The sequence below is a fragment of the Streptomyces sp. NPDC059649 genome (genome assembly GCF_042734445.1).
Taxonomy (GTDB): domain Bacteria; phylum Actinomycetota; class Actinomycetes; order Streptomycetales; family Streptomycetaceae; genus Streptomyces.
The window spans coordinates 105,281-129,816 of record NZ_JBHWDV010000020.1; the positions used below are offsets into that span (position 1 = coordinate 105,281).

General features: G+C 69.8%; 13 protein-coding genes and 1 pseudogene. 9 read left to right on the top strand and 5 right to left on the bottom strand.

The features are described from left to right. The first annotated feature begins 47 nt into the window (after positions 1 to 47). Positions 48 to 11,963 (top strand): SDR family NAD(P)-dependent oxidoreductase, encoded by an 11,916-nt coding sequence (locus tag ACFV1J_RS21485; protein WP_385860472.1) that lies wholly within the window; start codon positions 48 to 50, stop codon positions 11,961 to 11,963. 131 nt (positions 11,964 to 12,094) lie between these two features. Here the strand turns inward: ACFV1J_RS21485 and ACFV1J_RS21490 are convergent, their stop codons facing one another. Next, positions 12,095 to 12,916, bottom strand: coding sequence for an ABC transporter permease (locus ACFV1J_RS21490; protein WP_385860474.1), 822 nt, complete (start codon positions 12,914 to 12,916; stop codon positions 12,095 to 12,097). Beyond that, positions 12,916 to 13,857, bottom strand: coding sequence for an ATP-binding cassette domain-containing protein (locus ACFV1J_RS21495; protein WP_385860476.1), 942 nt, complete (start codon positions 13,855 to 13,857; stop codon positions 12,916 to 12,918). The genes ACFV1J_RS21490 and ACFV1J_RS21495 overlap by 1 nt, the downstream gene beginning before the upstream one ends. Positions 13,858 to 13,942: 85 nt before the next feature. Here ACFV1J_RS21495 and ACFV1J_RS21500 point away from each other — a divergent pair, with 85 nt between their 5' ends. Then, complete coding sequence (locus ACFV1J_RS21500; RefSeq protein ID WP_385860479.1) at positions 13,943 to 14,962, top strand: TetR/AcrR family transcriptional regulator; 1,020 nt, start codon at positions 13,943 to 13,945, stop codon at positions 14,960 to 14,962. Between the two features lie 161 nt (positions 14,963 to 15,123). Here the strand turns inward: ACFV1J_RS21500 and ACFV1J_RS21505 are convergent. After that, a pseudogene (locus tag ACFV1J_RS21505) lies at positions 15,124 to 15,438 on the bottom strand (transposase); the annotation flags it as partial. 300 nt (positions 15,439 to 15,738) lie between these two features. Here ACFV1J_RS21505 and ACFV1J_RS21510 point away from each other — a divergent pair. From ACFV1J_RS21510 to ACFV1J_RS21530, 5 genes are all read left to right on the top strand, one after another. Next, positions 15,739 to 16,317, top strand: coding sequence for a tyrosine-type recombinase/integrase (locus tag ACFV1J_RS21510; protein WP_385860481.1), 579 nt, complete (start codon positions 15,739 to 15,741; stop codon positions 16,315 to 16,317). Positions 16,318 to 16,685: 368 nt separating this feature from the next. Further along, complete coding sequence (locus tag ACFV1J_RS21515) at positions 16,686 to 18,407, top strand: tyrosine-type recombinase/integrase (RefSeq protein ID WP_385860483.1); 1,722 nt, start codon at positions 16,686 to 16,688, stop codon at positions 18,405 to 18,407. A gap of 65 nt (positions 18,408 to 18,472) precedes the next feature. Continuing rightward, entirely contained in the window at positions 18,473 to 19,576 is a 1,104-nt protein-coding gene (locus ACFV1J_RS21520; protein ID WP_385860485.1) for a tyrosine-type recombinase/integrase, read from the top strand. 17 nt (positions 19,577 to 19,593) lie between these two features. After that, positions 19,594 to 19,944, top strand: a complete 351-nt coding sequence (locus ACFV1J_RS21525) for a helix-turn-helix domain-containing protein (protein WP_385860487.1) — start codon at positions 19,594 to 19,596, stop codon at positions 19,942 to 19,944. After that, a complete protein-coding gene (locus ACFV1J_RS21530; protein ID WP_385860489.1) occupies positions 19,941 to 22,358 on the top strand; it encodes a site-specific integrase in 2,418 nt (805 codons plus the stop codon). Before ACFV1J_RS21525 ends, ACFV1J_RS21530 begins: the two co-directional genes overlap by 4 nt. A 19-nt stretch (positions 22,359 to 22,377) precedes the next feature. On the opposite strand, the gene ACFV1J_RS21535 is transcribed toward ACFV1J_RS21530, so the two are convergent. Next, positions 22,378 to 23,172, bottom strand: coding sequence for an SDR family oxidoreductase (locus ACFV1J_RS21535; RefSeq protein WP_385860491.1), 795 nt, complete (start codon positions 23,170 to 23,172; stop codon positions 22,378 to 22,380). Between the two features lie 238 nt (positions 23,173 to 23,410). On the opposite strand from ACFV1J_RS21535, the gene ACFV1J_RS21540 reads away from it, so the two are divergent. Together ACFV1J_RS21540 and ACFV1J_RS21545 are read left to right on the top strand one after the other, a co-directional pair. After that, complete coding sequence (locus ACFV1J_RS21540; protein ID WP_385860493.1) at positions 23,411 to 23,809, top strand: hypothetical protein; 399 nt, start codon at positions 23,411 to 23,413, stop codon at positions 23,807 to 23,809. Next, positions 23,806 to 24,369: a hypothetical protein gene (locus tag ACFV1J_RS21545; protein WP_385860495.1), complete on the top strand. Its 564-nt coding sequence runs from the start codon at positions 23,806 to 23,808 to the stop codon at positions 24,367 to 24,369. The genes ACFV1J_RS21540 and ACFV1J_RS21545 overlap by 4 nt, the downstream gene beginning before the upstream one ends. A 4-nt stretch (positions 24,370 to 24,373) precedes the next feature. Here the strand turns inward: ACFV1J_RS21545 and ACFV1J_RS21550 are convergent, their stop codons facing one another. Beyond that, positions 24,374 to 24,529 carry a helicase associated domain-containing protein gene (locus ACFV1J_RS21550; protein ID WP_385860503.1) on the bottom strand — a complete coding sequence of 52 codons (156 nt, stop codon included), beginning with the start codon at positions 24,527 to 24,529 and terminating at the stop codon, positions 24,374 to 24,376. Positions 24,530 to 24,536 lie beyond the last annotated feature (7 nt).

Below are 24,536 nucleotides of genomic sequence, written 5' to 3' on the forward strand. Positions count from 1 at the left end.
CCACTGCGCAGACCACTACCGAAGGCATCGAAGAAAGAGCTGTGCACATGACGACAGGACATGCCGGCGACCAGGACGGCCGCGACGAGCCCGTGGCGATCGTGGGAATGTCCTGTCGCTTGCCCCAGGCGGACCGGACAGCACAATTCTGGGAACTGCTGAGGCAAGGCCGCCATACGATCAACGAGATTCCGCAGGAGCGGCGCGCGGGGATCTCGGGCCCGGCCCGGTACGACGGCGGTACCCGGTTCGGGGCGTACCTGGACGCGGTCGCCGACTTCGACGCCGGATTCTTCGGCATCTCCGCACACGAAGCCGCGGCCATGGACCCGCAGCAGCGGCTGGTGCTGGAACTGGCCTGGGCCGCGCTGGAGGACGCCGGAACCGTCCCCGCCGACCTGGCCGGCTCGGCCGCCTCGGTGTTCGTGGGATCGCTGCGCGACGACTACACCGGCCTGGTGCTCAGCAGCGGCGACAGGGCCATCACCCAGCACACGAACACCGGCACGCACCGAGCGATCATCGCCAACCGGGTTTCGTACGCCCTGGACCTGCGCGGCCCCAGCATCGTCGTGGACACCGCGCAGTCATCGTCACTCGTCGCGGTCCACCTGGCCGCCCAGAGCGTGCGATCGGGCGAGTCCCCCCTCGCCATCGCGGCCGGCGTCAACCTCAACCTGCTCGCCGAGGGGGCACTGGGGGCACAGCGCTTCGGGGGCCTCTCACCGGACGGCCGGGCCTACGTCTTCGACGCCAGGGCCAACGGATACGTACGAGGCGAGGGCGCCGTCGCCCTGGTGCTCAAGCCGCTGCGCGCTGCCGTGGCCGACGGCGACGACGTGTACGCGGTGCTGCGCGGCAGCGCGGTCAACCACGACGGAGCGACCCCGGGCCTGACCGTGCCCGGCCCGCAGGCTCAGGAGCGAGTCCTCCGGGCCGCCTTGCGCAGCGCCGGCCTGAGCGCGGACCAGGTGCAGTACGTGGAACTGCACGGCACCGGCACCCCGGTCGGCGACCCGATCGAGGCGGCCGCGCTGGGTGCGGTCTTCTCCCAGCGGGCCGGCGGGGTGGGCGGGGAGGCGGACCCGCTGCTGGTGGGGTCGGTCAAGACCAACATCGGGCACCTCGAAGGAGCCGCCGGCATCGCCGGACTGCTCAAAACCGTGCTCGCCATCCGGCACCGGCGGCTTCCCGCGAGCCTCAACTTCGAGACCCCCAACCCGTCCATTGCGCTCGACGAACTCGGACTGAGGGTCAACACGGACCTGTCCGCATGGCCGCACCCCGACCGGCCGCTGATCGCCGGAGTCTCGTCGTTCGGCATGGGCGGCACCAACGCCCACGTGATCCTGGGCGAACCTCCGGCCGCAGAGCACGCGAACGCCGGGCACGCGAACGCCGAACCGGACACCCGGCCCGTGCCGATCCCCGTCTCGGGCCGGACCCCGGCCGCCTTGCAGGCGCATGCCGCCCTCCTCCGGGACCTCGACCACACCCCGCACGACCTGGGGTACTCCCTGGCGACGACCAGGACGGCATTCCGGCACCGGGCCGTCGTCCTCGCCGCCGGCGCACAAGACCTGCGCACCGGCCTCGACGCGGTGGCGAACGCGACACCCGCACCCCACGTGATCTCGCAGACCAGCGGCGAGGAAACACAGGACGCGGCACCGGCCGCCGGCGCCGATGCGACCAACACGCCCAACGGGGAACTGGCCAATCTGGCAACCGAGTTCGTCCGCGGCGCCGACGTCGACTGGGCAGCGGCCTACGCGGACGTCCGGGCCAGACGAGTGCGGCTGCCCGGCTACCCGTTCCAGAGGCAGCGGCACTGGAACGGCGAACACAGACCCTCACGGCCCAGCCTCAACACCACCGGCGCAGTGGACACCGCCGCCCTGGTCACCCAGCAGGTCGCGCGCGTCCTGGGGTCGGATGACCTCGAGGGCGCGGACCTGCACACCACCTTCCGCGATCTCGGGTTCTCGTCGCTGATGACGGTGGACCTCCTCGACAAGCTGTCCTCGGCCGCCGGCACACCCCTGCCCAACAGCCTGCTCTTCGACCACCCCACGCCCCACAAGCTGATCGCCCACCTCACCGAGAGCGGCATCGAGCTGGACACCGAGCGGCATACGCACACGGCCGGGCCGGCCACCCGGACAGATCCCGCCACGGGCCGCGACGACGAGACGATCGCAATCGTCGCAATGGCCTGCCGCTACCCGGGCGGCATCGAATCGCCCGCAGACCTGTGGCGCGTGGTCTCCGAGGAACGGGACGTGATCGGTTCGTTCCCGACCGACCGGGGCTGGCAGCCCGGCGACGGCTACACCCCGGTCGGCGGATTCCTCGAGGGCGCCGCAGAGTTCGACCCGGCGTTCTTCGGGATCTCACCCAGGGAAGCGCTGGCCATGGACCCCCAGCAGCGGCTGCTGCTGCACACCTCATGGGAAGCGCTGCAACGGGCCGGAATCGACCCGAAGTCCCTGGAGGGCACCCACACCGGCGTGTTCGTCGGCGGCACCGCATCCGACTACGGCCCCCGGATGCACGAAGCGGGCGACGACGTCAAAGGCCATGTGCTGACCGGAACCACGACCAGCGTCCTGTCGGGCCGGATCGCCTACCAACTGGGCTGTGTCGGGCCGACCCTCACCGTGGACACGGCCTGCTCGTCGTCGCTGGTCGCACTGCATCTGGCGGTCCGGGCACTGCGCAGCGGCGAGGCATCGGCGGCACTCGCCGGCGGGGTGACCGTGATGGCCACACCAGGCATGTTCGAGGAGTTCTCCCGCCAGCACGGACTGGCCGCCGACGGCCGCTGCAAGCCGTTCTCGGCAGCCGCCGACGGCACAGGATGGGCCGAGGGCGTCGGCATGCTGGTGCTGGAGCGGCTCTCGGACGCCCGGCGAAACGGTCACCCGGTGCTCGCCGTGATCCGGGGCAGCGCGATCAACTCGGACGGCTCCTCCAACGGGCTGACCGCACCCAGCGGCCTGTCCCAGCAACGGCTGATCCACGCCGCGCTGGCCGATGCCGGCCTGACCGCATCCGACGTGGATCTCCTGGAGGCACACGGCACCGGCACCGCGCTCGGCGACCCGATCGAAGCCGACGCGATCCTCGCCACCTACGGGCAGGACCGCGACACCCCGCTGTACCTGGGTTCACTGAAGTCCAACATCGGTCACACCCAGGCGGCGGCCGGCATCGCAGGCGTCATCAAGGCGGTGCAGGCCATGCAGCACGAGGTGCTGCCCCGCACCCTGCACGCCGATGTCCCCACCTCCAGGGTCGACTGGACATCCGGACAGATCGAGCTGCTGACCCAGGCCCGGCAATGGCAGCGCGCCGACCGGCCGCTGCGCGCGGCGGTGTCCGCGTTCGGCATCAGCGGCACCAACGCCCATGTCGTCCTCGAACAGGGCGAGAAGACCCCGACCGCGATGGTGTTCACCGGCCAGGGCGCGCAGCGGCCCGGAATGGGGCAGGAACTGTACGCGCAGTTCCCGGTGTTCGCGCGCGCCCTCGACACGGTGTGCGCCGCGTTCGACCCGCACCTGGACCGGCCACTGAAGCAACTGATGTTCAATGCCGGCGCCGGCACCGAATCCGAGCTGCACCAGACCCGCTACACCCAGCCGGCACTGTTCGCCTTCGAGGTAGCTCTGGCCGAGCTGGCCGCCGCTCACGGCCTCGTCGCCGATCTGCTCGCCGGGCACTCCGTCGGCGAACTGGCCGCCGCCTACGTGGCCGGGGTGTTCTCCCTGCCGGACGCGGCGAAACTGGTGGCCGCCCGGGGCCGGCTGATGCAGCAGGCCCGCTCCGGCGGCGCGATGATCGCCGTGGAGGCCACCGAGGCAGAGATCACCGAGACCCTGGTCGACGGAGCAGTGGTGGCCGCGGTCAACGGCCCGGCCTCGGTGGTCGTAGCCGGGGACACCGACGCCACCGAGGCAGTGGCCGCCGGCTGGCAAGGGCGCGGCCGCAGGGTCACACGGCTGACCGTCAGCCACGCCTTCCACTCGCCCCACATGGACGAGGTCCTCGACGCGTTCAGGGCGGTGACCACATCGATCGAATACCGGCCACCGCGGTTCCCGGTGATCTCCACGGTGACCGGCCGCCCGCTGCCCGCCGACGTCAGCGGATACGCCGAGCACTGGGTCACCCAGATCCGCCACACCGTACGGTTCCACGACGCCGTCCTCGCCCTGCGCGAGGCCGGTGCCGGGGTGTTCGTCGAAGCCGGGCCATCGGCCGCGCTGACCCCGCTGATCAGGTCCGCGGGAATCACCCGAGTCGCCCCTCTCGGCAGGGCCACCGGCCCCGAGCCGGACGTCTTCGCCTCGGGTCTGGCCAGAGCCCGGGGCGAGGAACCCACCCATCCCTTCCGACGCGACCGGTACTGGCTGCCGCCGACCCCGGCGCGCAACACCGCCGGCCACCCGCTGCTCGACTCCGTGGTGGAACTGGTGGACCGCAACGAAGTCGTCCTCGCGGGCAGCCTCTCGTCCGCCGAACAGCCCTGGCTCCTCGGACATCACATCAACGGCCTGCCTCTTCTGCCCGCAACGGCGTTCCTGGAAATCGCCCTGTTCGCCGGGGAGCAGGTGGGACTGCCTCAGGTCGCCGACCTCACCCTGCACAGCCCGCTCGAGCTTCCCGCCTCCGGCCCCGTCCAACTCCAAGTCACCGTCAACGACAGCAAGTTGGAAATCCACTCGCGGCGCGAGGGGGAGCAGGAATGGACCCGGCACGCGACGGGCCTGCTGCTCGCCGCCACTGCCGATCCCGATGCCGCCGACCGGCTGGAGTGGCCCTCAGCCGCGGACCCGGTGCCGACCGACGACGCCTACGAACGTCTCGCCGCACGCGGCTACGACTACACCGGCGCCTTCCGCGCACTGCACCAGGTGCGCCGGGTGGGTGACGCCGTCCACGCCGAGATCCGGCTGCCGGACGCACACCTTGGGACACCCGCCGGCTTCCTGCTGTACCCGGCGCTGCTGGACGCGGCGCTGCACCCGATCGTGCTCGAACTGCTCGACACAGCGCAGGGGAGGCCGCTCCCCTTCGCCTGGAGCGGGGTCCGCCTGCACGGCGCCACCATCACCGGCACCCGGCTGCACGCCCGGCTCACCCCCGCCGACGCCGACGACACCTACCAACTGCTGCTCGCCGACGCGACGGGCACCGTGGTGGCAACCGTCGACGGCCTCACCTTCCGGGCATCGGCCCCCGACAGCGCCGACAGCCCTCCGCTGTACGAACTGGCCTGGCAGCAGGCGGGCACCCTCCCGGGCGGTACGGACACGCTGCGGGCCACCACCGTCGAGGTGACCTCGGCCGGCGAACCGGCGGCCGCGGCCGCCCGATACCTCGACACGATCCAAGAGTGGGTGGCCGCCGAACACGACCGGGACGAACGCCTGGTCCTGGTGACCCGCAACGCGGTGGCCGTCGCAGCGGGCGAGCCCGTCACCGATCCGGCCGCGGCCGCGGTGTGGGGCCTGGCGCGAACCGCCCAGAGCGAACACCCCGACCACATCGTCATGGTGGACTTGGCCGACTCCACCGGCACGGCCGGCCCGGAGCATACGGCGACCGCGATCGACGCAGCGCTGCGGACGGGGGAGTCGCAGATCGCCGTACGCGACGGCCAGCTCCTGGTGCCCCGGCTGACCCGGGCCGCCGACATCGGCGCCGCCCCGCCCAGTGCGGGGTGGAACGCCGGCGGCACGGTCCTGATCACCGGCGGCACGGGCGGCCTCGGCGCACTGATCGCCAGGCACCTCTACCACCGGCACGGGCTGCGGCACCTGCTGCTGGCCAGCCGCCGCGGACCGGACGCACCCGGGGCCGCCGAACTGACGGCGGAGCTGCACGGCGCGCGCGTGGTCGCCGTGGATGTGACGGACCGGGCGGCACTGACCGAGCTGATCGACGACATACCGGCCGACGCCCCCCTGACCGCAGTGATCCACACCGCCGGTGTGCTCGACGACGCGACACTCACCGCCCTGACCGAGGAACGGATCGCCACCGTCATGGCGGCCAAAGCCGATGCCGCACGGCACCTGCACGAGCTGACCGCCAACCGGGAACTGGACCAGTTCGTCCTGTTCTCCTCCATATCCGGCCTGCTCGGCACCGCCGGCCAGGGCAACTACGCCGCAGCCAACGCCTACCTGGACGCCCTGGCCGCACACCGCCGCGCCCTCGGGCTCCCCGCTACGTCACTGGCCTGGGGCCTGTGGCAGGAAGGCATGGGACGCTCCCTCGACGAGTCCGGCACCGACCGCTGGATCCGGTCGGGCGTGGCGCCGCTGACCTCCGAGCAAGGGCTCACACTCTTCGACCGAGCGGTGACGGCAGACACCGCGCTGCCGGTCCCCGCGGCCCTGCAGCCGGCCCCTCTCACCGACACCGGAACAGGTGCCGTCCCGGCCGTTCTGCGGGGCCTGGTCAGGCGGCGCCGGAGCCCGGCGAACAACCGGCAGGCCGCGCCGGCCCGGCCTGCCGCACACGCACTGGCGGAGGACCAAGCCCGCGACCTCGTCCGGACGGTCGCGGCCGACGTGCTCGCACTGACCGACCCCAACACGCTCGAGATGAGCAAGCCGTTCAACGAGCAGGGATTCGACTCGCTGGCCGGCGTCGATCTGCGCAACCGGCTGATCGCGGCCACCGGACGCCGGCTCCCCGCCACCCTCGTCTTCGACCACCCCACCCCCCAGGCACTGGCCGCGTTCCTGGCCCAGGACACCGAGCAAGCCCGCGACGCGAGACGCACGGCAGCCACGACCAACCACACCGACGAACCGCTCGCGATCGTCGGCATGGCCTGCCGTTACCCCGGCGGGGTCGCCTCACCGCAGGACCTCTGGCAGCTGGTCGCCGACGGCCGCGACGCCACCTCGCACTTCCCCGTGAACCGCGGCTGGCCCGGCGACCTCCACCACCCCGACCCCGACCACCCCGGCACCTCCACCACCGACCGGGGCGGATTCCTGCATGACGCCGACCTCTTCGACGCCGAATTCTTCGGCCTCTCACCGCGCGAGGCAGCGGCCGCCGATCCGCAGCAGCGCCAACTCCTCGAGACCACCTGGGAGGCGCTGGAGAACGCAGGCCTGAGACCACAGACCCTCCGCGGCAGCCGGACCGGCGTGTTCGTAGGCGTCATGTACAGCGACTACGGGTCCCGCCCCGACCTGCCGGCCAACGAGGCAGAGGGATACCTCTACAGCGGCAGCGCGGGCAGCATCGCCTCGGGCCGGCTCGCCTACACCTTCGGATTCGAGGGACCGACCCTCACCGTGGACACCGCCTGCTCCTCGTCACTGGTCGCGGTGCACCTGGCCGCGAACGCACTGCGGCGAGGCGAGTGCGACCTCGCGGTGGCGGGCGGCGCGACGGTGATGTCCACACCGACCCCGTTCGTGGAGTTCTCACGCCTGCGCGGTCTGTCCGCCGACGGCCGGTGCAAGGCGTTCTCCGACGACGCCGACGGCACCGCGTGGTCCGAGGGAGCCGGCATGGTGCTCCTGGAGAGACTGTCGGACGCCAGACGCAACGGACACCGGGTGCTCGCCGTCCTGCGCGGCTCGGCGGTCAACTCCGACGGCGCCTCGAACGGGCTGACCGCGCCGCACGGCCCGTCCCAGGAACGGGTCATCCAGGCCGCGCTCGACTCCGCCGAACTGCACCCTGCCGACATCGACCTGGTGGAGGCACACGGCACCGGTACCAGGCTCGGTGACCCGATCGAGGCACAGGCCGTGATCGCCGCATACGGACGTGACCGAGCGAACCCGCTGCTGCTGGGCTCGCTGAAGTCGAACATCGGGCACGCCCAGGCGGCCGCTGGCATCGGCGGCATCATCAAGGTGGTCCAGGCCATGCGGCACGGCATCGCTCCGGCCACGCTGCACGTCAACACCCCCTCCCGGCATGTCGACTGGTCCACCAGCAACGTCGAACTGCTCACCGAGGCCCGCCCGTGGCCGCGCGCGGAACATCCCCGCCGCGCCGGCGTGTCCTCCTTCGGCTTCGGCGGCACCAACGCCCACGTGATCATCGAAGAGGCCGAGGCCGAGGCCGAATCGACCCCGACCGCCAAGAACCCCACCGCACCGACGCCACCCCCCATCCCCTGGGTGTTGTCGGCCCGCTCCGAGGAAGCCCTCGCCGACCAGGCACAGCGGGTCACCCCCCTGTCCACCACGGACCATGCGTACACCCTGGCCACCCGCTCCCCGATGCCGTACCGCATCGCGGCGACATCCGCGCAAGCCCTCCGGCACGCGACCCCGGTCAAAACAGCCGGCGGCAAACTGGCCTTCGCCTTCACCGGACAAGGCGCACAGCGCACCGGCATGGGACGCGAACTGGCCGCCACCTACCCGGCGTTCGCGACAGCCTTCGACGAGGTGTGCACGCACTTCGACCCCGCGCTGAGCGCGACGATCCGCACAGCGATCACCACGGGAGACGGCCTCGACGAAACCGGCACGGCCCAACCCGCGCTCTTCGCCGTCGAGGTGGCCCTGTTCCGTCTGATGGAGTCCTGGGGAGTCCACCCCGACCTCGTACTCGGTCACTCCATCGGCGAGCTGGCCGCCGCACACGCCGCCGGAGTGCTCTCACTGCCCGACGCCGCCAGGCTGGTCGCCGCCCGCGGCAGCCTCATGCAGGCCCTGCCCCCCGGCGGGACGATGGTCGCCGTCGCGGCGAACGCAGCCGAACTCGACGAGCGCGACCTGCCCGACAACGTGGCACTCGCCGCGGTCAACGGTCCCACCTCGATCGTGCTGTCCGGCCCCGACACCGCGCTGCTGCCCTTCGTACAGTCGCGGTTCACCAGCAAGGCAGTACGCACCAAACGGCTCCCGGTCAGCCATGCCTTCCACTCCCCGCTGATGGACCCGATGCTGGACGACTTCCAAGCAGTCGCCCGAAACCTCACCTACAACGCCCCGACGATCCCCGTGATCTCCACGGTCACCGGAGCGCACTGCGACGCATGGACCGACCCCGAGTACTGGGTCCACCAGATCCGGGCAACCGTCCGGTTCCACGAGGCGATGCGCACCGCACAGGACCAGGACGTGCGCACACTGGTCGAAGTAGGCCCCGATGCGGTACTCACCGGCATGATCGCCGCCGGCCTCCCGGCCGACGAGGACGACACCTTGACCGCCGTACCCATGACACGAGCCGGCAAGCCCGAAGCGGACACCGCCGTGACGGCCCTCGGCACCCTGTTCACCCGAGGAACCGACATCGACTGGAGCGCGGTGCTCCCGGGCGCCCGGCACACCGACGTGCCGACCTACGCCTTCCAGCGCAAGCGGTTCTGGCTGACGCCGTCCCCACAGCCCCGCCTGACCGGCGTTGGACTGCGCTCCGCGCAGCACCCGATCCTGGGCGCCGTCGTCGACCTCGCCACCGGCGAGAACACCACTGTCTCGACCGGCCGGCTGTCACTGTCCACCCACCCCTGGCTGGCCGACCACCGAGTACAGGGCGCCGCGATCGTGCCCGGCACCGCACTGCTCGAACTGGCCGCGTCAGCAGGCCCGTTGGAGCAGTTCACCCTCACCGAACCAGTGATCGTGCCGGACACCGGGGCACTCACCCTCCAGATGGTCGTCGACGGCAACGACATCACGCTCTTCTCACGCAACGAGGACGACGACAACGACCCCCACTGGACCACACACGCCGTCGGAACCCTCGACACCCGAGCACCACGGCCCGCCCCCGACCCTGAGCCGTGGCCGCACGACATGACACAGATCGACCTCACCAAAATGTATGACCGGGTCACCGAGCACGGCTACCACTACGGACCCGCCTTCCAGGGACTGCGACACCTGCAACGGCACGGAGACGAACTGTTCGCCGAGTGCCAGGCGTCGACGGACCTGCCCGCTCCCACCGCGGGGTTCCTCGTGCACCCGGCCCTGCTGGACGCCGCCCTGCACGCGCTGCTCCCCGACGTCGCCGACCCTCGTCCCGCAGCACTGCCCTTCGCCTGGTCCGGAGTACGTTTCCACGCCCGGGCCGCGACGGCGGACGCGACACTTGTGCGGGCCCGGCTCACCCCAACAGGACCGGAGTCGGTGCGCCTGCTGGTCACCGACGACCAGGGCCATGTCCTGCTTGAGGTCGACGAGTTGACGCTGCGCCCGCTCACCGGCCTCCCGGCCGGCGCCGCAGCCGGCCGGAACCTGACGTACACCCCGATCTGGCGCGCCCTCGACCAGCCCGCAACCACCGCCGACACACCCAGCGGCGGCAGCGCCTGCGAAGTGGTGCAGGTCGACGCCGGCACCGGCCCCCTGCCCCAGCGCGCCCGGCACGCCGTACATCACACCCTCGATGTGCTGCGTGGCCGGCTGGACTCCGACGCCACCGGACGGCTCGCCGTGGTGGTCGGCGACGACATCGCCCATGCCGGTGTCCGCGGCCTGGTCCTGAGCGCCGCGACCGAACACCCCGGCCGACTCGTGCTGGTGGAGTGCCCCGATCGGGGCGGTGCCGTCGATGTCCGCGACACCCTCGACGAACTCCTGGCCAAGACCGACATCGGCGACGAGCCGCACATACGGGTCGATGAAGCGCAGGTCCTCGTCCCCAGGCTGGTCCGATACGCGCCGACAGCCGCCCCCCGACCGGCGGACCCCGCGAAGCGGGGGAGTGTCCCGACTGTCTGGCGCGAGGGCACCGTGATGATCACCGGCGCGAGCGGTGCGCTGGGCACGGTTCTGGCCAGGCACCTGGCGGAGCGGCACGGCGCCCGCTCGCTGCTGCTCGTCAGCAGGAGCGGGACCGTACCGGAGCACGCACATTTCGGCGACAGCGTGGAGATCATCCCGGCGGCGTGCGACGTGACCGACCGCACCGCACTGGCCGAGCTCGTCGAGCGCCACCGGCCTGTCGCGTTCGTCCATGCGGCCGGAACACTGTCCGACGGCACCGTGGACGGGCTCACCGCGGAGCAGGTCGACGCCGTGCTCCGGCCCAAGATCGATGCCGCCTGGCATCTGCACGAACTGGCCGGCGACAGCCCCCTGGTGCTGTACTCCTCGTTCGCCGGCCTGCTCGGCACCGCAGGGCAGGCCAACTACGCGGCGGCGAACACCTTCCTGGACGGCCTGGCCGAGTATCGCCACGCGCGGGGGCTGCCCACGGTCTCGCTGGCCTGGGGACTGTGGGAGAGGGGGATGGGCGACGGACTCTCCGCAACGGACCTGAGGCGGATTGGTGCGCTCGGGCTGCGTACGATCCCCGAGCCGGAGGCCCTCGCCGCCTTCGACGCCGCCACATCGCAGATCACCGACCCGGCAGCCGCCGGCCCCCGGAAGCCGGTGATCGCCGTGACCGCGATCAACCGGGCCGCCCCCAACCCGCCCCCGGTGCTGCGCGATCTCCTGCCCCGGCCCGGGCAGGCGGCGCAACCCACTGCCGGTCGGCCCCAGGCCGTCCGACCGCCATCCGGCATCACCTGGACAGAGCCGGCCGCGGTGCTCGATCTGATCCGACGCGAGGTCGCCGCCGCACTGGGACATGACGAGACCTCCGCGATCAAACCCGACGCCCCGTTCACCGAGCTGGGATTCGACTCCTTGACAGCCGTCGAACTGCGCAACCGGCTCGCGAGAATCACAGGTGAACGGCTACCCGCCACCCTGGTATTCGACTATCCGACTCCCGTCACACTGGCCGAGAAGCTGCGCAGCCTGCTGACGGCCGGCCACACGGCGCCGCTCCTCGACCAGTTGGAGTCACTGATCCGCGGCGGCCAACTCGAACCGGAGGCGGTGGCAAGGCTCCACCACCTGCTCGGTACCGCCCCAACCGGCGCGAACCCCGGCGAGCGGGCGGTGGGCACGGACCTCGACGATGCGGCAGACGAGGAGCTGTTCGCCCTGGTCGACGAACTCGAGTGAGCTCCGCTCCAGGCACCCGCGCCTTCGGCGTGGCCGCGGGTGCCGGACGGCCTCCTCGCGATCACCTTCGCGGATCAACGGCCAGGATTGTCCGGGCCGACCGGCCTTAACGGCCCGACCGGCCCGGACGTTCACCGTCCCGAGCGCGTGTAGGCGCGCAGCGACAGCGGGACGAACACCACCAGCAGCGCGGCCGACCAGAGCAGGACGGTGGCCACCGGATGGGCGAGCGGCCAGGGCATGTCCCCGGACGTCGCCATCCCGGGGTTGCCGAACAGCTCCCGGGCCGCGGCGGTCATCGCGCTCACCGGGTTCCAGTCGGCCACGAACCGCAGCCATGCGGGCATGCCGTCGGTCGGGACGAACGCGTTGGACACCATCGTGATCGGCAGGAACAGCGGCGACAGCTGGGCGACGGTCTGCTCGTTCCCGGCCAGCAGGCCCACATAGGCACCCGCCCAGCTCAGCGCGTATCGAAGCAGCATGAACAGCAGGAACGCCTGGACCGTGGGGATCAGTCCGCGGTGCGGCTGCCAGCCCACCAGCATGCCGGTCACCACCATGGCGGCCATCAGCGGTACTCCGATCAGAGAGTCGGCGCCGGTGTGCCCGAACGGCACCGCCAGGCGCGACATCGGCATGGAGCGGAACCGGTCCATCACGCCCTTGGAGGCGTCGGTGGCCGTCCGTCCCATGACCCCTTGCAACGCTGTGAAGGTCACCATCGCGAACAGCCCGGGCATGAGGTACTCGCGGTAGTTGCCGCCGCCCGGCACGGTGATCGCGCTGCCGAAGATGTACCCGAACAGCACCACCATGATGACCGGGAAGACCAGCGCGGCGATGATCTGCCCGGGCTCCTGCCGCAGTCGTCCCAACTCACGGCCGACCAGGGTCAGTCCGTCGGAGAACGCCCAGCGCAGACGGCCCGTGGGCGGGGTGGTGGCGGTCATCAGACGTGCTCCTTCTGGCCGGTGAGGCGCAGGAACACCTCGTCGAGGGTGGGACGGCGCAGCCGCACATCGGCCGCGGCGATCCCGGCGCGGTCGAGTTCGCGCACGATCTGGGCGAGCCGGAATCTGCTGTCGGGCAGGGCAACGCTCAACTGGTCGGCGCCCTCCACCGTGGGATCGGTTCCGGCCAGGGCCTGCAGTACGGTCGTCGCCCCAGGCAGCCCGGCGGGGTCTTCGAGGGTGACGTCGAGGCGGTCGCCGATCGTGGCCTTCAGCTCGTCGGGAGTGCCCGTGGCGATCACCTGCCCGTGGTCGATGACGGCGATGTCGTCCGCCAACTGGTCGGCCTCGTCCAGATACTGCGTGGTGAGCAGCACCGTGGTGCCCTCCGCCACCAGCTCGCGCACGCTGTCCCAGATTTCGCCGCGGCTGCGGGGATCCAGGCCGGTGGTCGGCTCATCCAGGAACAGCACCTCGGGGCGCTGGATGAGACAGGTGATCAGGTCGAGGCGGCGCCGCATACCGCCGGAGTAGCCGCCGACCGGGCGGTCCGCGGCCTCCGTCAGACCGAAGCGCTCCAGCAGATCGTCGGCCCGCCGGTGCGCGTCGCGCCGGGACAGGCGGTACAGGCGCCCGAACATGCGCAGATTGCCGCGGCCGGTGAGCTTTTCGTCCACGGCCGCGTACTGGCCCGCGAGCCCGATCCTGGCCCGTACCTTGCCGGCCTCACCGACGACGTCGTATCCGGCGATGCGGGCGCGCCCGGCATCGGGGTCGCACAAGGTCGCCAGAATGCGCACCGCGGTGGTCTTACCCGCGCCGTTCGGCCCCAGCACGCCGCAGACCGTCCCCTGCGGCACGCTCAGGTCCAGGCCCCGCAGTGCATGGGTGGTGCCGAAGGTCTTGTGCAACCCCTCGGCGATCACGATCGGATCTCCCATTACCCCTCCTCGATTGCGTACCTCGTACGCGACTTCGATGAGGCTAAACCTTCGAGTACCCTGTACGCAAGCGGAAGGTGGAACAGTGTCCGATACCGAGTACGTAAACATCTGGATGCGGCCCGAGCGCCCCACTACGGGACGCAGGCCGACCTACAGCCGCGCGCAGATCACGCAAGCGGCAGTCCGGATCGCCGACGCCGAAGGACTGGAAGCCGCCACCATGCGCCGGATCGCCGCCGAGATCGGCACCGGCGCGATGTCGCTCTACCGCTACGTCCCGAGCCGCGACGACCTCATCGAGCTCATGGCCGACCACCTGATGGGCGAGATCGACATCACGGACATCCCCTCCGACGACTGGCGAGCAGCCCTGACCGGCTACGCCAACGAGCTCAGAGCGATGTGGCTGCGCCACCCCTGGGTCGCCACCGTGCACCAGTCGCTCCCCGGCCTCGGCCCCAACCAACTGCTGCTGATCGAACGGGTGATGGGCGCCCTCGACCCCCTCGTCTCCATAGACGAGAACCTCCGCATCATGGCCATGCTCAACAGCCACATCGAGGGCTCGGTGCGCGAAGAGATCACCACGGCCGAGGAAGTCCGCCGCAGCGGACTCAGCGAATCGGAGTGGATGGCACGACGCTCCCCACGCATCCACCAACTGGTCAGCAGCGGAAAGTACCCCATCTTCACCAGGATCGTGACGGAGGCCGCTCATCAGCCCCACCTCAGACGCGACGACCAGTTCCGCAACGGACTGCAGCACATCCTCGACTACATCGCCGTAAGCCTCCCACCCACACCCAAGCCTTCACCTCCCCACGGCACACAGCCCGACCCACCCGGGACCCACCGTGACGAAACCCCCGCCACGGCGACCGACAACACCCCCACGCGTGACGAAACAGCCCCCACGGGCGCCGACGAGGCACCCGGCCGTGACGAAACCTCGGAAGACCTCACCCCCACCCCCACCCGCAACTGCACCGTATGCGCCCGACCCACCCCCCAAACCACCACCGGACGACCCCGCCAATACTGCTCACGAGCATGCCAACAGCGCGCATACCGCACCCGCACAGGAGCCGGAACCCCAGCGTGACCACCGGGTGGCGCCCTCCTACCGCACCGTCACCGTGCTGGGGCGTTCCACCACAGCAGTCTCTACATGGGCCCTGGGGACCGTCACGGAGCCTGTACGGCCCTTGTGCTGCAACCAGAGCCACAACACCCCGCTCAAAGCACCCAAGCCGCTTTTGGAGCTTTGCGTTCGTAGCGTCGGTGGAGGCGGCGGCAGCCGGCGAGCCAGGACATGGTGCGTTCGATGGTCCAGCGGTGCCGGCCCAGTCGCTGGGAGGTCTCGGTGCCCTTGCGGGCGATGCGGTGGGTGATGCCGCGCTTGCGTAACCATCGCCGCAGGTGGGAGTAGTCGTAGCCCTTGTCGCCGTGCAGTTTGCCGGGCCTGCGTCGTCGGGGTCCTCGGCGGGACCGGATCGGCGGTATGCCTTTGACCAGAGGGATCAGGGCCTGGCTGTCGTGCAGGTTCGCCCCCGAGATCCCGACGGACAGGGGCAGACCGGGCGGGGCGGATGGAGACCGGGAGTTCGGCGACCTCCGCCATCAGTGTCTGCAGGTCGGTCTCGTACTGCAGCCGGGTCTTGTCCAGCCGTTTGCGTTCACGCTGCAAGCGGCTGCGCTGGCGTGTGAGCTCGGTGAGGGCTGCCTCGTTCTCGGCCTGCGCCGCCGCCAGCACTGCCTGGGCGCTGGTGTGGGCCGCGAAAGCTTCTCCTTCCGCGGCGCGCAGCGACTGGACGAGCGCCTTGACCGCGCGGGTGATCTGGGCCCGGCCTTTTGGATCGCCCTCGGCGAGGGCGAGCGTTGAGCGCGGCCTTCCAGCGCAGGGTCATCAACGGCATCCACGGCGGCCTCCCCGGCCTTGGCATCACTCATCACGTCAGCCAGCAACTGTTGTTTCTGGCGTCTTCCCGCATGGTGGGCTGCGATCTGGCGGGCCCGCACCTGCATGTGCACCGCCGGCTGGACAACCCCAACCGGGCCCTGGCCAAGTCGAGGAAGTCCCGCTCCATCCCTGTCACGGCCGACCTTGTCACGCTCTACACCGACTACCAGCACGAACGTGACCGAGTCGGTCAGGCCCGGGACGCACAGATGGTGATCGTCAACCTCTTCCGGCAGCCGTTGGGACGGGCGATGTCCTATCCGAACACCAAGGCCGCTTTCAACCGATGGGCGCGTGCGGCCGGGCATCCGGCCCGGCCGCACATGTTGCGCCACTCCGCGGCTACCCGCTGGCTGAGAGACGGGGTGGACCGCGATGTGGCCCAGCGCCTTCTGGGCCATGCCTCGCCGCTGTCGATGGACCGCTACCGCCATGTCGCCGAGTCCGAGACCCGCGCCGCCGTCGAGCACGTCCAGAGCTTGAGGGAGCGGAGGTGACCGCGGCCTCCACGGCGTCCTCCGCGCTCGCAGCCGCTGCGGTAGCCCAGACTCAGTCCCGGGCATGGCCCACGTGGCTGCGTGCCCACCTCGATCCGGACTGGCGCCCGGGGGAGTGGGATGGTGCCAAGTGGCTGTTCACCGGTGACCTGGACAATCCGTGCACATCGTCCTCACGGTGCCGCACCCAACGTTGCGACCTCATCGTTGCCCGACAGGAGACCTTCTGCTCCTACTGTTGCGAGCAGCGGAAGAAGAGCGGGCTGCCGCGGGAGGAGTTCGCTTCCACCTTCCTCCCGGCGCGTTCCCGGTCTCTGCCAGGTACTGTCGCCGGACAGTGCACCCTGACACGTGACGGTGTGCGATGTGTGCGGCCGCAGCATTCCGGGGGGCTGTGCGCGACCCACCACAACGCCTGGAAGTACCACCAGCCCAGAGGCACCCTCGAGCACTGGCTGCGTGAGCGAGCGAAGCCGATCACCGAGGTGCTCATCTGCATGGTCCCGGAGTGCACCGGTGCCTCGATGAATTCCCGCGGCTTGTGCAACTACCACTGGCGCGCCTGGAGCGCGAGCAACCGCAAGCGTCCCGTATCGGCAGAGAGGTGGGCGGCTTCCCAGCCGCCTTATCTTCGCGCCCACCAGTTCAGCCTGCAGTTGCTGCCTGAGACGCTGCGGCTGGAGATGCTGTACGCGGTGCAGCAGATGGATCAGTGGGTGCGGGCACTGGAACCCCACTGGATCCGGGGCATCGCCCGCGATCTCGCCTCCGCCCCAAGCCTCTTGGACGATACGAACCTCGCCCGGCTCAACAAGCCCCACCAAGCGGCAGTACGAACCCTGCACAACCTGCAGTCCGCCGCCCGCGCCGGATTCACCGCCTTCTCCGGCCACGCCCTCGTCGATCAGGACGTCATCGACCTCCGTGTCCTCGGGCTGCGGCACAGCGCCTCCGGCAAGCGCCGTCATCAGCCCGGGACCGTCGACCTGCGCCAGATCCGTCAGCCCTGGCTCCGCCACGCGCTCCGCCACTGGGCCACCACCGCCCGTCCCAGCGCCGAGGACTTCAAACGCACTCTGCAGGCCACCACGCTGGCTTCTGCGGCTCTCGTCCAGCGCACCGATGCCGGGAACGACCCCGTGGTACTGGCATTCGTTGACGCCTCTGCCGTAGTCGACGCTTTCCGCACCGCCCTCAGAGGTGACGGCACCGCCTACTCCTCCGGCTTCCGACGCACCCTGGTCGGCATGTTCTTCCAGCTCATCGACTACGGCCGTCGCTGTGGCACTCTGGATGACCTGGCCGGCACTTTCACCCGCGTCCCCGTCGAGCATGGCATCAGCGTCGAAGAGCCCAACGAGGATTTCGTCGGCAAGGCCGTCCCCGAGTCCGTCATCCGCCAGCTGGATACCCACCTGGACACCCTTGGCGCCGGCGACACCTACGGCTACCGGGACATCGCCCCGGATGACCGCAAGCTGCTGTACCGCACGATGTACATCGTGCTGCGCGACACCGGACGGCGCCCTTTGGAGATCGTCTCACTGCCACGCGAGTGTCTGGAGACCCACCATGGCCAGACCACTCTGATCTGGGATAACCACAAGAGAAAGCGTCGCCGCCGCCGTCTGCCGATCACCGCCTCCACCGCCCAGGCCATCCGTACCTGGCAGGCACGCCGAAGCCAACTGCACCTGCCCGCCAGGGGAGATGCCTATCTCTTCCCCGCCCTCACCGCCCTGAGCGGTACCCCCTACATCTCCAGCAGCTACCTCAGCGACGCCCTGCGCCTGTGGGTCGACACCCTGCCCGAACTTCACGCCGAGGGCACCGACAGCGAAGGAAACCGCCTCCCCTTCGACCGGTCGCTGGTCTACCCCTATGCCTTCCGCCACTCCTACGCTCAGCGCCATGCAGACGCCGGCACTCCCGTCGACGTGCTGCGGGAGCTGATGGACCATAAGTCCATCGCCATGACCCAGCGGTATTACAACCCTCGGGAATTGCATCAGACGGGCGAGAAACCGCAGGTCGCCTGGTCGATGCGGGAAGCGGAACGAGTTCGCAGGGTCTATGAACTGGCCTGCTGAGCAGGGGTGTTGCCGAGCCGATCCCTTCTGATGCATGATCTGCCCTCCAGAAGGGAGGGTCTGGAGTGGTGCATCCGAGCAAGGTGGCCCTGGCCGGGTCAGCTCAACTGGAGCTCGTCTCCGGTGTTGTTCAGCTGCGTCCCGAGGACGCGATGTTCGACGCGATGCTGCGGGGCTGGCGTGCTCAGCAGAAGTCGCGGGGGCTCAAGGACGACACGATCGACCCGAGGGAACGGCTGATCCGCCGGTTTCTGGACTTCACGAACGAGTACCCGTGGCGGTGGACGCCGGCCCACCTGGACGAGTGGTCGGCGTCGCTGACGAGCGAGAAGCACTTGGCGCCGTCCACGGTCCGCAGCTACCAGGGCATCGTTCGGCTGTTCACCGAGCTCCTCATCGACGCCCGCTACGGCTGGGTTCCGGCCTGTGAGGAAGCCTTCGGCACCTTCCCGGTGGCGATCTGCCACGAGTGGAATACCCTCCCTCACCTGCAGGATTACGAAGGAGACCCGGAGGCGAGGCCCTTTACACGGGAAGAGCTGCAGGTCTTCCTCGACTACGCCGACGACCAGGTCGAACGAGCGGTACGGGCGAAACGCAAGGGAGCCCTCGCGGCCTACCGCGACGCCACCCTCTTCAAGGTGATCTACGGGTGGGGACTGCGCCGGACCGAGACGTCCAAGCTCGATGTGGTCGACTTCGGACGCAACCCGCAGGCCCGCCAGTTCGGCCGGTACGGCACCCTCAACGTCCGCTACGGCAAGGCGAAGAAGGGCCAGCCGCCGCGCCGGCGAAACGTGTTGTCGGTGATGGACTGGGCCGTCGAGGCGGTCGCTGACTACGTCGAGAACGTCCGCCCGCGCTTCGGGTTCCCCGATCACCCTGCTCTGTGGATCACTGAGCGCGGGGGCCGCCTGCAGCCCGGCTCGATCAACGACCGGTTCGAGGCATACCGGGACGCTCTCGGGCTGGCCAAAGAGCTGACCCCGCACAGTCTTCGGCATTCGTACGTCACGCATCTGACCGAGGACGGGGTGGACCGGCGCTTCATCCAGCAGCAGGTCGGTCACGAGTGCGACAGCTCCCTGGCCATCTACACGCACGTCAGCGACGACTTCATGAACACTTCCCTGCACAAGGCACTGGCCCCGGCGTTTGCCGGGGCCTGATGAGGAGGGATCCGGCGATGGCCGCCAAGCTCGACTACCACTGGCACCTGCGCAAAGTCATGGCCGACCGCGGGATGTTCTCCACCACCGACCTCATCCCTCCGCTCGCCGAGCGCGGTATCACCCTGTCCTCGAGCCAGGTCTACCGGCTCGTCGTCGAGCGACCGGAGCGACTGAGCCTGAAGATCCTCATGGCTTTGCTCGACATCCTCGACTGCACCATGGACGACCTCATCGAGCCGATCGCGGCGGCCGGGGTCGTGAAGAAGCCGAAGAAGGCAGCCGCCGGAGGCTCGGCACCCGACGCGGAGGGACTCGGCGGACTGCGTCCAAAGAGGGCCCGGATCAGAGGAGTTGACCGGTCTTGACCACGGCTGACCAGCTTGATCGCGCCGTCACGGACCCGATCGGCCTGATCACAGACCTCGTCACCGATGTCGAGAAGGAACTCGGCGCTGAGAGGATCCGGGCCGTGGTCACCGCGGTCGCGGGCGGCCGAGCGAAGTCGCGCCAGCTGGCCAAGGCCCTGGCGATGCGATCCGCCGTCCTGACAGACGGCCGGTCCCCGGCGCCCCGGGCGATCGGCGATCTGCTCATCGAGCTCCGCAAGGCCGGCGCCTCGGCGATCGCGGCACCGGTCTGCGCGGAGTGCGGCAAGCAGCTGCGAACCCTCCAGCGCAAGGGCCAGGACTGGTACTGCGGAGTCTGCGGACAGGAGAGAGCCGAGTGCACCGCCTGCGGAAACGTCCGACGCGTCAGCTTCCGGGACCGCAGGGGCCTGCCGCGCTGTTCGATGTGTCCCGACAACGACGACCGTGATCCAGCCGCGGTCGTTCACGAACTGATCACCGCAATCGCCCCGGGCGCCGACCGCGGTGCGGTCGCCGAGGCCCTCCGCCGGTCGGCACCCCACCGTCCTCACTACCGCCAGAGAGTGGTCTGGGCTCTGGAGGAGAACCCTCGGCTGCTGACCGGGGAGGGACACCTGGCGCCGCATCGCGCCATCCTGCGGTTCATCGACTTGTTGCACGAGGCCGGGGTCGCCGGGATCGTCCGGCCCGCCTGCCCTCGCTGCCACCGAGTGGTCCGCATCGACAAGCCGCTCGACGGGCAGCGCGTCTGCCGCAACTGCATCGCCAAGTCCCGTTTCGAAGAATGCGTACGCTGCGGCGCCCGACGCGAGCCGGCCACCCGCGACGACCAAGGGCGCCCGCTGTGTCCGAGCTGCCTGGTCAAGGACCCGGCGAACCTGGAGACCTGCATCGTCTGCGGCGAGTCACGCATGGTCAACTCCCGCACTGCGGATGGGCCGATCTGCCCGAACTGCCGTCCCCTGCCCATCCTGCTCTGTTCGATCTGCGGCCGCACCGCACCCTGCATGCTCTCGAAGCTCACCGGCCTGCCCCGCTGCGGCGGCTGTGACAGGCGCCAAGCTCACTGCACCGTCTGCGGACGCATGCGCGGCATTCACTCCGGCACCGCCGACGCCCCCGTCTGCGGCCCCTGCACCACGCCGGACGCCGAGCTCTGGCGCCCCTGTCCCACCTGCGGACAAGCCGAACGGCTGCACGCGCCGGGACCGTGCCCCCGCTGCACCCTCAAGCAGCGGCTCCACGAACTCCTCGCCGATGACACCGGCTCCATCAGCCCGAAGCTGCAGTCCCTTCACGACGCCCTGGCCGATACCGAACGGGCCGGCACCGCGATGCGCTGGCTCTCCAAGGGCATCGTCTCCACTGTCCTGTCCGATCTCGGCTCCGGCCGCCGGCCTCTCACCCATGAGGCCCTGGACGAGCTCCCTGAAGGCAAGGTCGTCGAGCACATCCGCAGCGTTCTCGTCGCCACCGGAGCCCTGCCCCGGCGGGACGAGCAGATGGTCCGTCTCGAACGGCACGTGAAGGGCCTCGTCGCCTCCCACGCGTCGGCCGAGGGACGGAAAATCCTGCACCGGTACGCGACTTGGCACCTCCTGCGTCGGCTTCGCCGTCGCAGCCGCGGCAAGGAGACCACGTACTACCAGCTTCAGGTCGCGCGGCAACATCTGCGGGCGGCCGCCTATCTCCTGAACTGGCTCGAGGGCCAGAACCTGACCCTTGCCACCTGTCGCCAGACCGACCTTGAACGCTGGATGACCGGCGACGATGCCCGCCTTCGCCAGGAGGCAGGCCACTTCGTGCGCTGGGCCCTCACTCAAAAGATCGCCCGGGATCTCAGCTTCCCGGCCGAGCGATGGAACGGCCCCTCACAGCCGATGGACGACGAAGCCCGCTGGGCCACCGCCCGACGCCTGCTGCACGACGACAACCTCAAGCCCGAAGACCGCCTCGCCGGCCTGCTGTTGCTCCTCTATGCCCAGTGGCCCGCCGCGATCTCCCGGCTCACCATCGACCACATCCGGGAGACCGACGGAACTGTCCGCATCCGCCTCGGCGCCGTCCCCGTCGAGCTTCCGGCACCCGTCGCTGAACTGGCCCTCCGGCAGGCCGAGATTCGCCGCAGCCATGCCGTCCTCGGCCGGACAGACTCGACCTGGCTCTTCCCCGGCGGCCAGCCCGGCCGTCCGATCAGTGCCTGGGCCATGGGCGAACGACTCCGCAAACTTGGCATCCGGCTTGCGGAAGCCCGCTCGACCGCGCTGTTCCAGCTCGCCACCGAACTGCCCGCCGCAGTCCTCGCCCGCACCCTCGGCATCGACATCACCGTCGCCGTCAAGTGGCAGCGAGCCGCGGCCGGGGACTGGGGCGCCTACGCCGCTGACGTCGCCAGCCGGAAGAGCCCGTGAGTCGTGTCCATGCGCTTGGCTACCCGAGGCCGCCGTTGCTCTGAAGAAGCTGGCCGTTGATCCATCCGCCCTCCGCCGAGCAGAGAAACGTGACCAGATTCGCGCAGTCCTGCGGCACACCGAGGCGCCCCAGGGGCGTGAAGCGGATCATGTCCGCCTTCTGATCCTCAGTCATCCACCCGGTGTCGGTCGGACCGGGGTTGATCGCGTTGCAGGTCACTCCCAGGTGGGCGAGCTCACGGGCGGCCGCCAACGTGATCCGGTCCATCGCCCCCTTGCTTGCCCCATAAGGCAGGTTGCCGGCGGTGTGGTCGCTGGTGAGGCTGACGATCCGCCCGCTGCCATGCTGCCCGCGGAACCGCAGCCCGTACTCCCGGATCAACAGCCAGGTTGCCCGCGCATTGACCGCAAAATGCAGGTCAAAGCTGTCCACCGTGGTGTCCAACAGGCCCGAGTCGACCGATTCGCAATGGCAGAGCACCAGCGCGGTGACGTTCCCCAGTTCACGCTCGACGCTGTCAAAGAGCTGAGCCGGGACAGCCGGGTCGCTCAGGTCCGCCTCGACCGCATGCGTTCTCGCTCCACGGGACGCCACCTGCTTCTGCAGCTCTTCGGGCGCCCCGGGCTCATTGCCCCACTGCATCCGTGCGTCATACGGAGTCCAGTACGTGAAGGCCACATCCCAGCCGACCCGGGCCAGACTCAGTACCACGGATGCTGCGATTCCCGCCGAACGCCCCGCCCCCGTGACCAGGGCAAGCGGGCGCCCCGCCTCCACGTCCTGTCGGCTCCCCACGCGCGACCCACCAGTCATGACCCTCATCCTGGCGGGCCGGCATTCACATGGCACCCGTTTTTCCCGGACCTCGGCCACGTCACATCCCTGTGATGGGCAGACCCAGCAGATCAGGCAGGTATTCGGGTAGTTCCAATACCCGACTCCACCATTAACCGTCTCCCTGAAGCGGAAACGTGAGGCGGTCACCAAGCTCAGTGCGCACGTCGTCGACCAAATCGGTCACCCCAGTCCATGCTCCGCCACCGCCTACGAGATGCGCTCGGTCGCCGTTCCCTACGGAGGATGTACCGAACCGTCCAACGTCAAAGCCGGGGGAGAGGCCTGCCCGATCCGCTTCCAGTGCGCCGGCTGCGGCTTCTACCGACCCGACCCTTCCTACCTGCCCGCGATCGAGGCGCACATCAATGAACTGCGTGCCGACCGCGAGACTGCCCTGGCCATGGGGGCAGCCGAGTTCGTCACCACCGCCCTGACCGCGCAGATCACTGCCTACGAACACGTCGTGGACCGGATGCGTAAACGCCTGCAGGCTCTCCCCGAAGCCGAGCGGACGCAGATCGAGGAGGCCAGCACCGTGCTCCGCAAAGCCCGGGCCGGCGGTACCCACACCCTCCTGCCCCTCACCGCGATCCGCAGAGAAGAACACCGGTGAACCCGCGCGGCAACCCCGCCCCCCTCGCCCAAGCACGGCGCCGCGACAGTCTCGACAAGCGCGCCCGCGTCATGACCGCCCTCGCCTCACTCGAGAAAGAGGGGCGGCCGGTCACCTTCACTGCCGTCGCCCGGACCGCCCACGTCTCCACCTGGCTCACCTACGCTCCGGGCGTACGCGAGCACGTCGAAGCAGCCCAGCTCCGTCAAGCCCGCCTCACCACCACACCAGCCCAGCCAGGAAACTCACCTACTGGGGTAGGGCTGCGCGCCGAACTCGAACTCGCCCGCCAAGAGGTCAAAGAACTACGTGCGGAACGCGACCGGCTCCAAAGCGCACTGCGGCACCAGCTGGGCCAGCAACTTGATGCTCTCCACGCCCCCGACCTGGCGGCCCGAGCCGACGAACTGGACCGCCGAAACCAGCACCTCACCAGCCAGCTACAACAAGCCACAGCAGCCCAGGCCGCATCCGAGGCCCGCATCACCGCCCTGGAGGAAGACCTGGCCGCCGCTCGTACCAGCCTCCGCAGAATGATCCGCGAAGAGAATCGCAGATGACTCCTCACCTCCATCGCATGCCGATGGTGGTGAGTTGCTTCACGCGTTCCGGGGGCAGTGTGGCGGCTCTGCTGCGTTGGTTGTTGATCCATACCCCGAGGCGCAACTGCCGTTCCTCTCGGTGCTCGTCGCTGCCGCCGGCTTCGACGACAGTCTCGATGTGTTTG

Coding starts and splice junctions, on each gene's coding strand:
- ACFV1J_RS21485 (WP_385860472.1), top strand. CDS start 48: ATGACGACAGGACATGCCGGCGACCAGGACGGCCGCGACGAGCCCGTG.
- ACFV1J_RS21490 (WP_385860474.1), bottom strand. CDS start 12,916: ATGACCGCCACCACCCCGCCCACGGGCCGTCTGCGCTGGGCGTTCTCC.
- ACFV1J_RS21495 (WP_385860476.1), bottom strand. CDS start 13,857: ATGGGAGATCCGATCGTGATCGCCGAGGGGTTGCACAAGACCTTCGGC.
- ACFV1J_RS21525 (WP_385860487.1), top strand. CDS start 19,594: ATGGCCGCCAAGCTCGACTACCACTGGCACCTGCGCAAAGTCATGGCC.
- ACFV1J_RS21535 (WP_385860491.1), bottom strand. CDS start 23,172: ATGACTGGTGGGTCGCGCGTGGGGAGCCGACAGGACGTGGAGGCGGGG.
- ACFV1J_RS21540 (WP_385860493.1), top strand. CDS start 23,411: ATGCGCTCGGTCGCCGTTCCCTACGGAGGATGTACCGAACCGTCCAAC.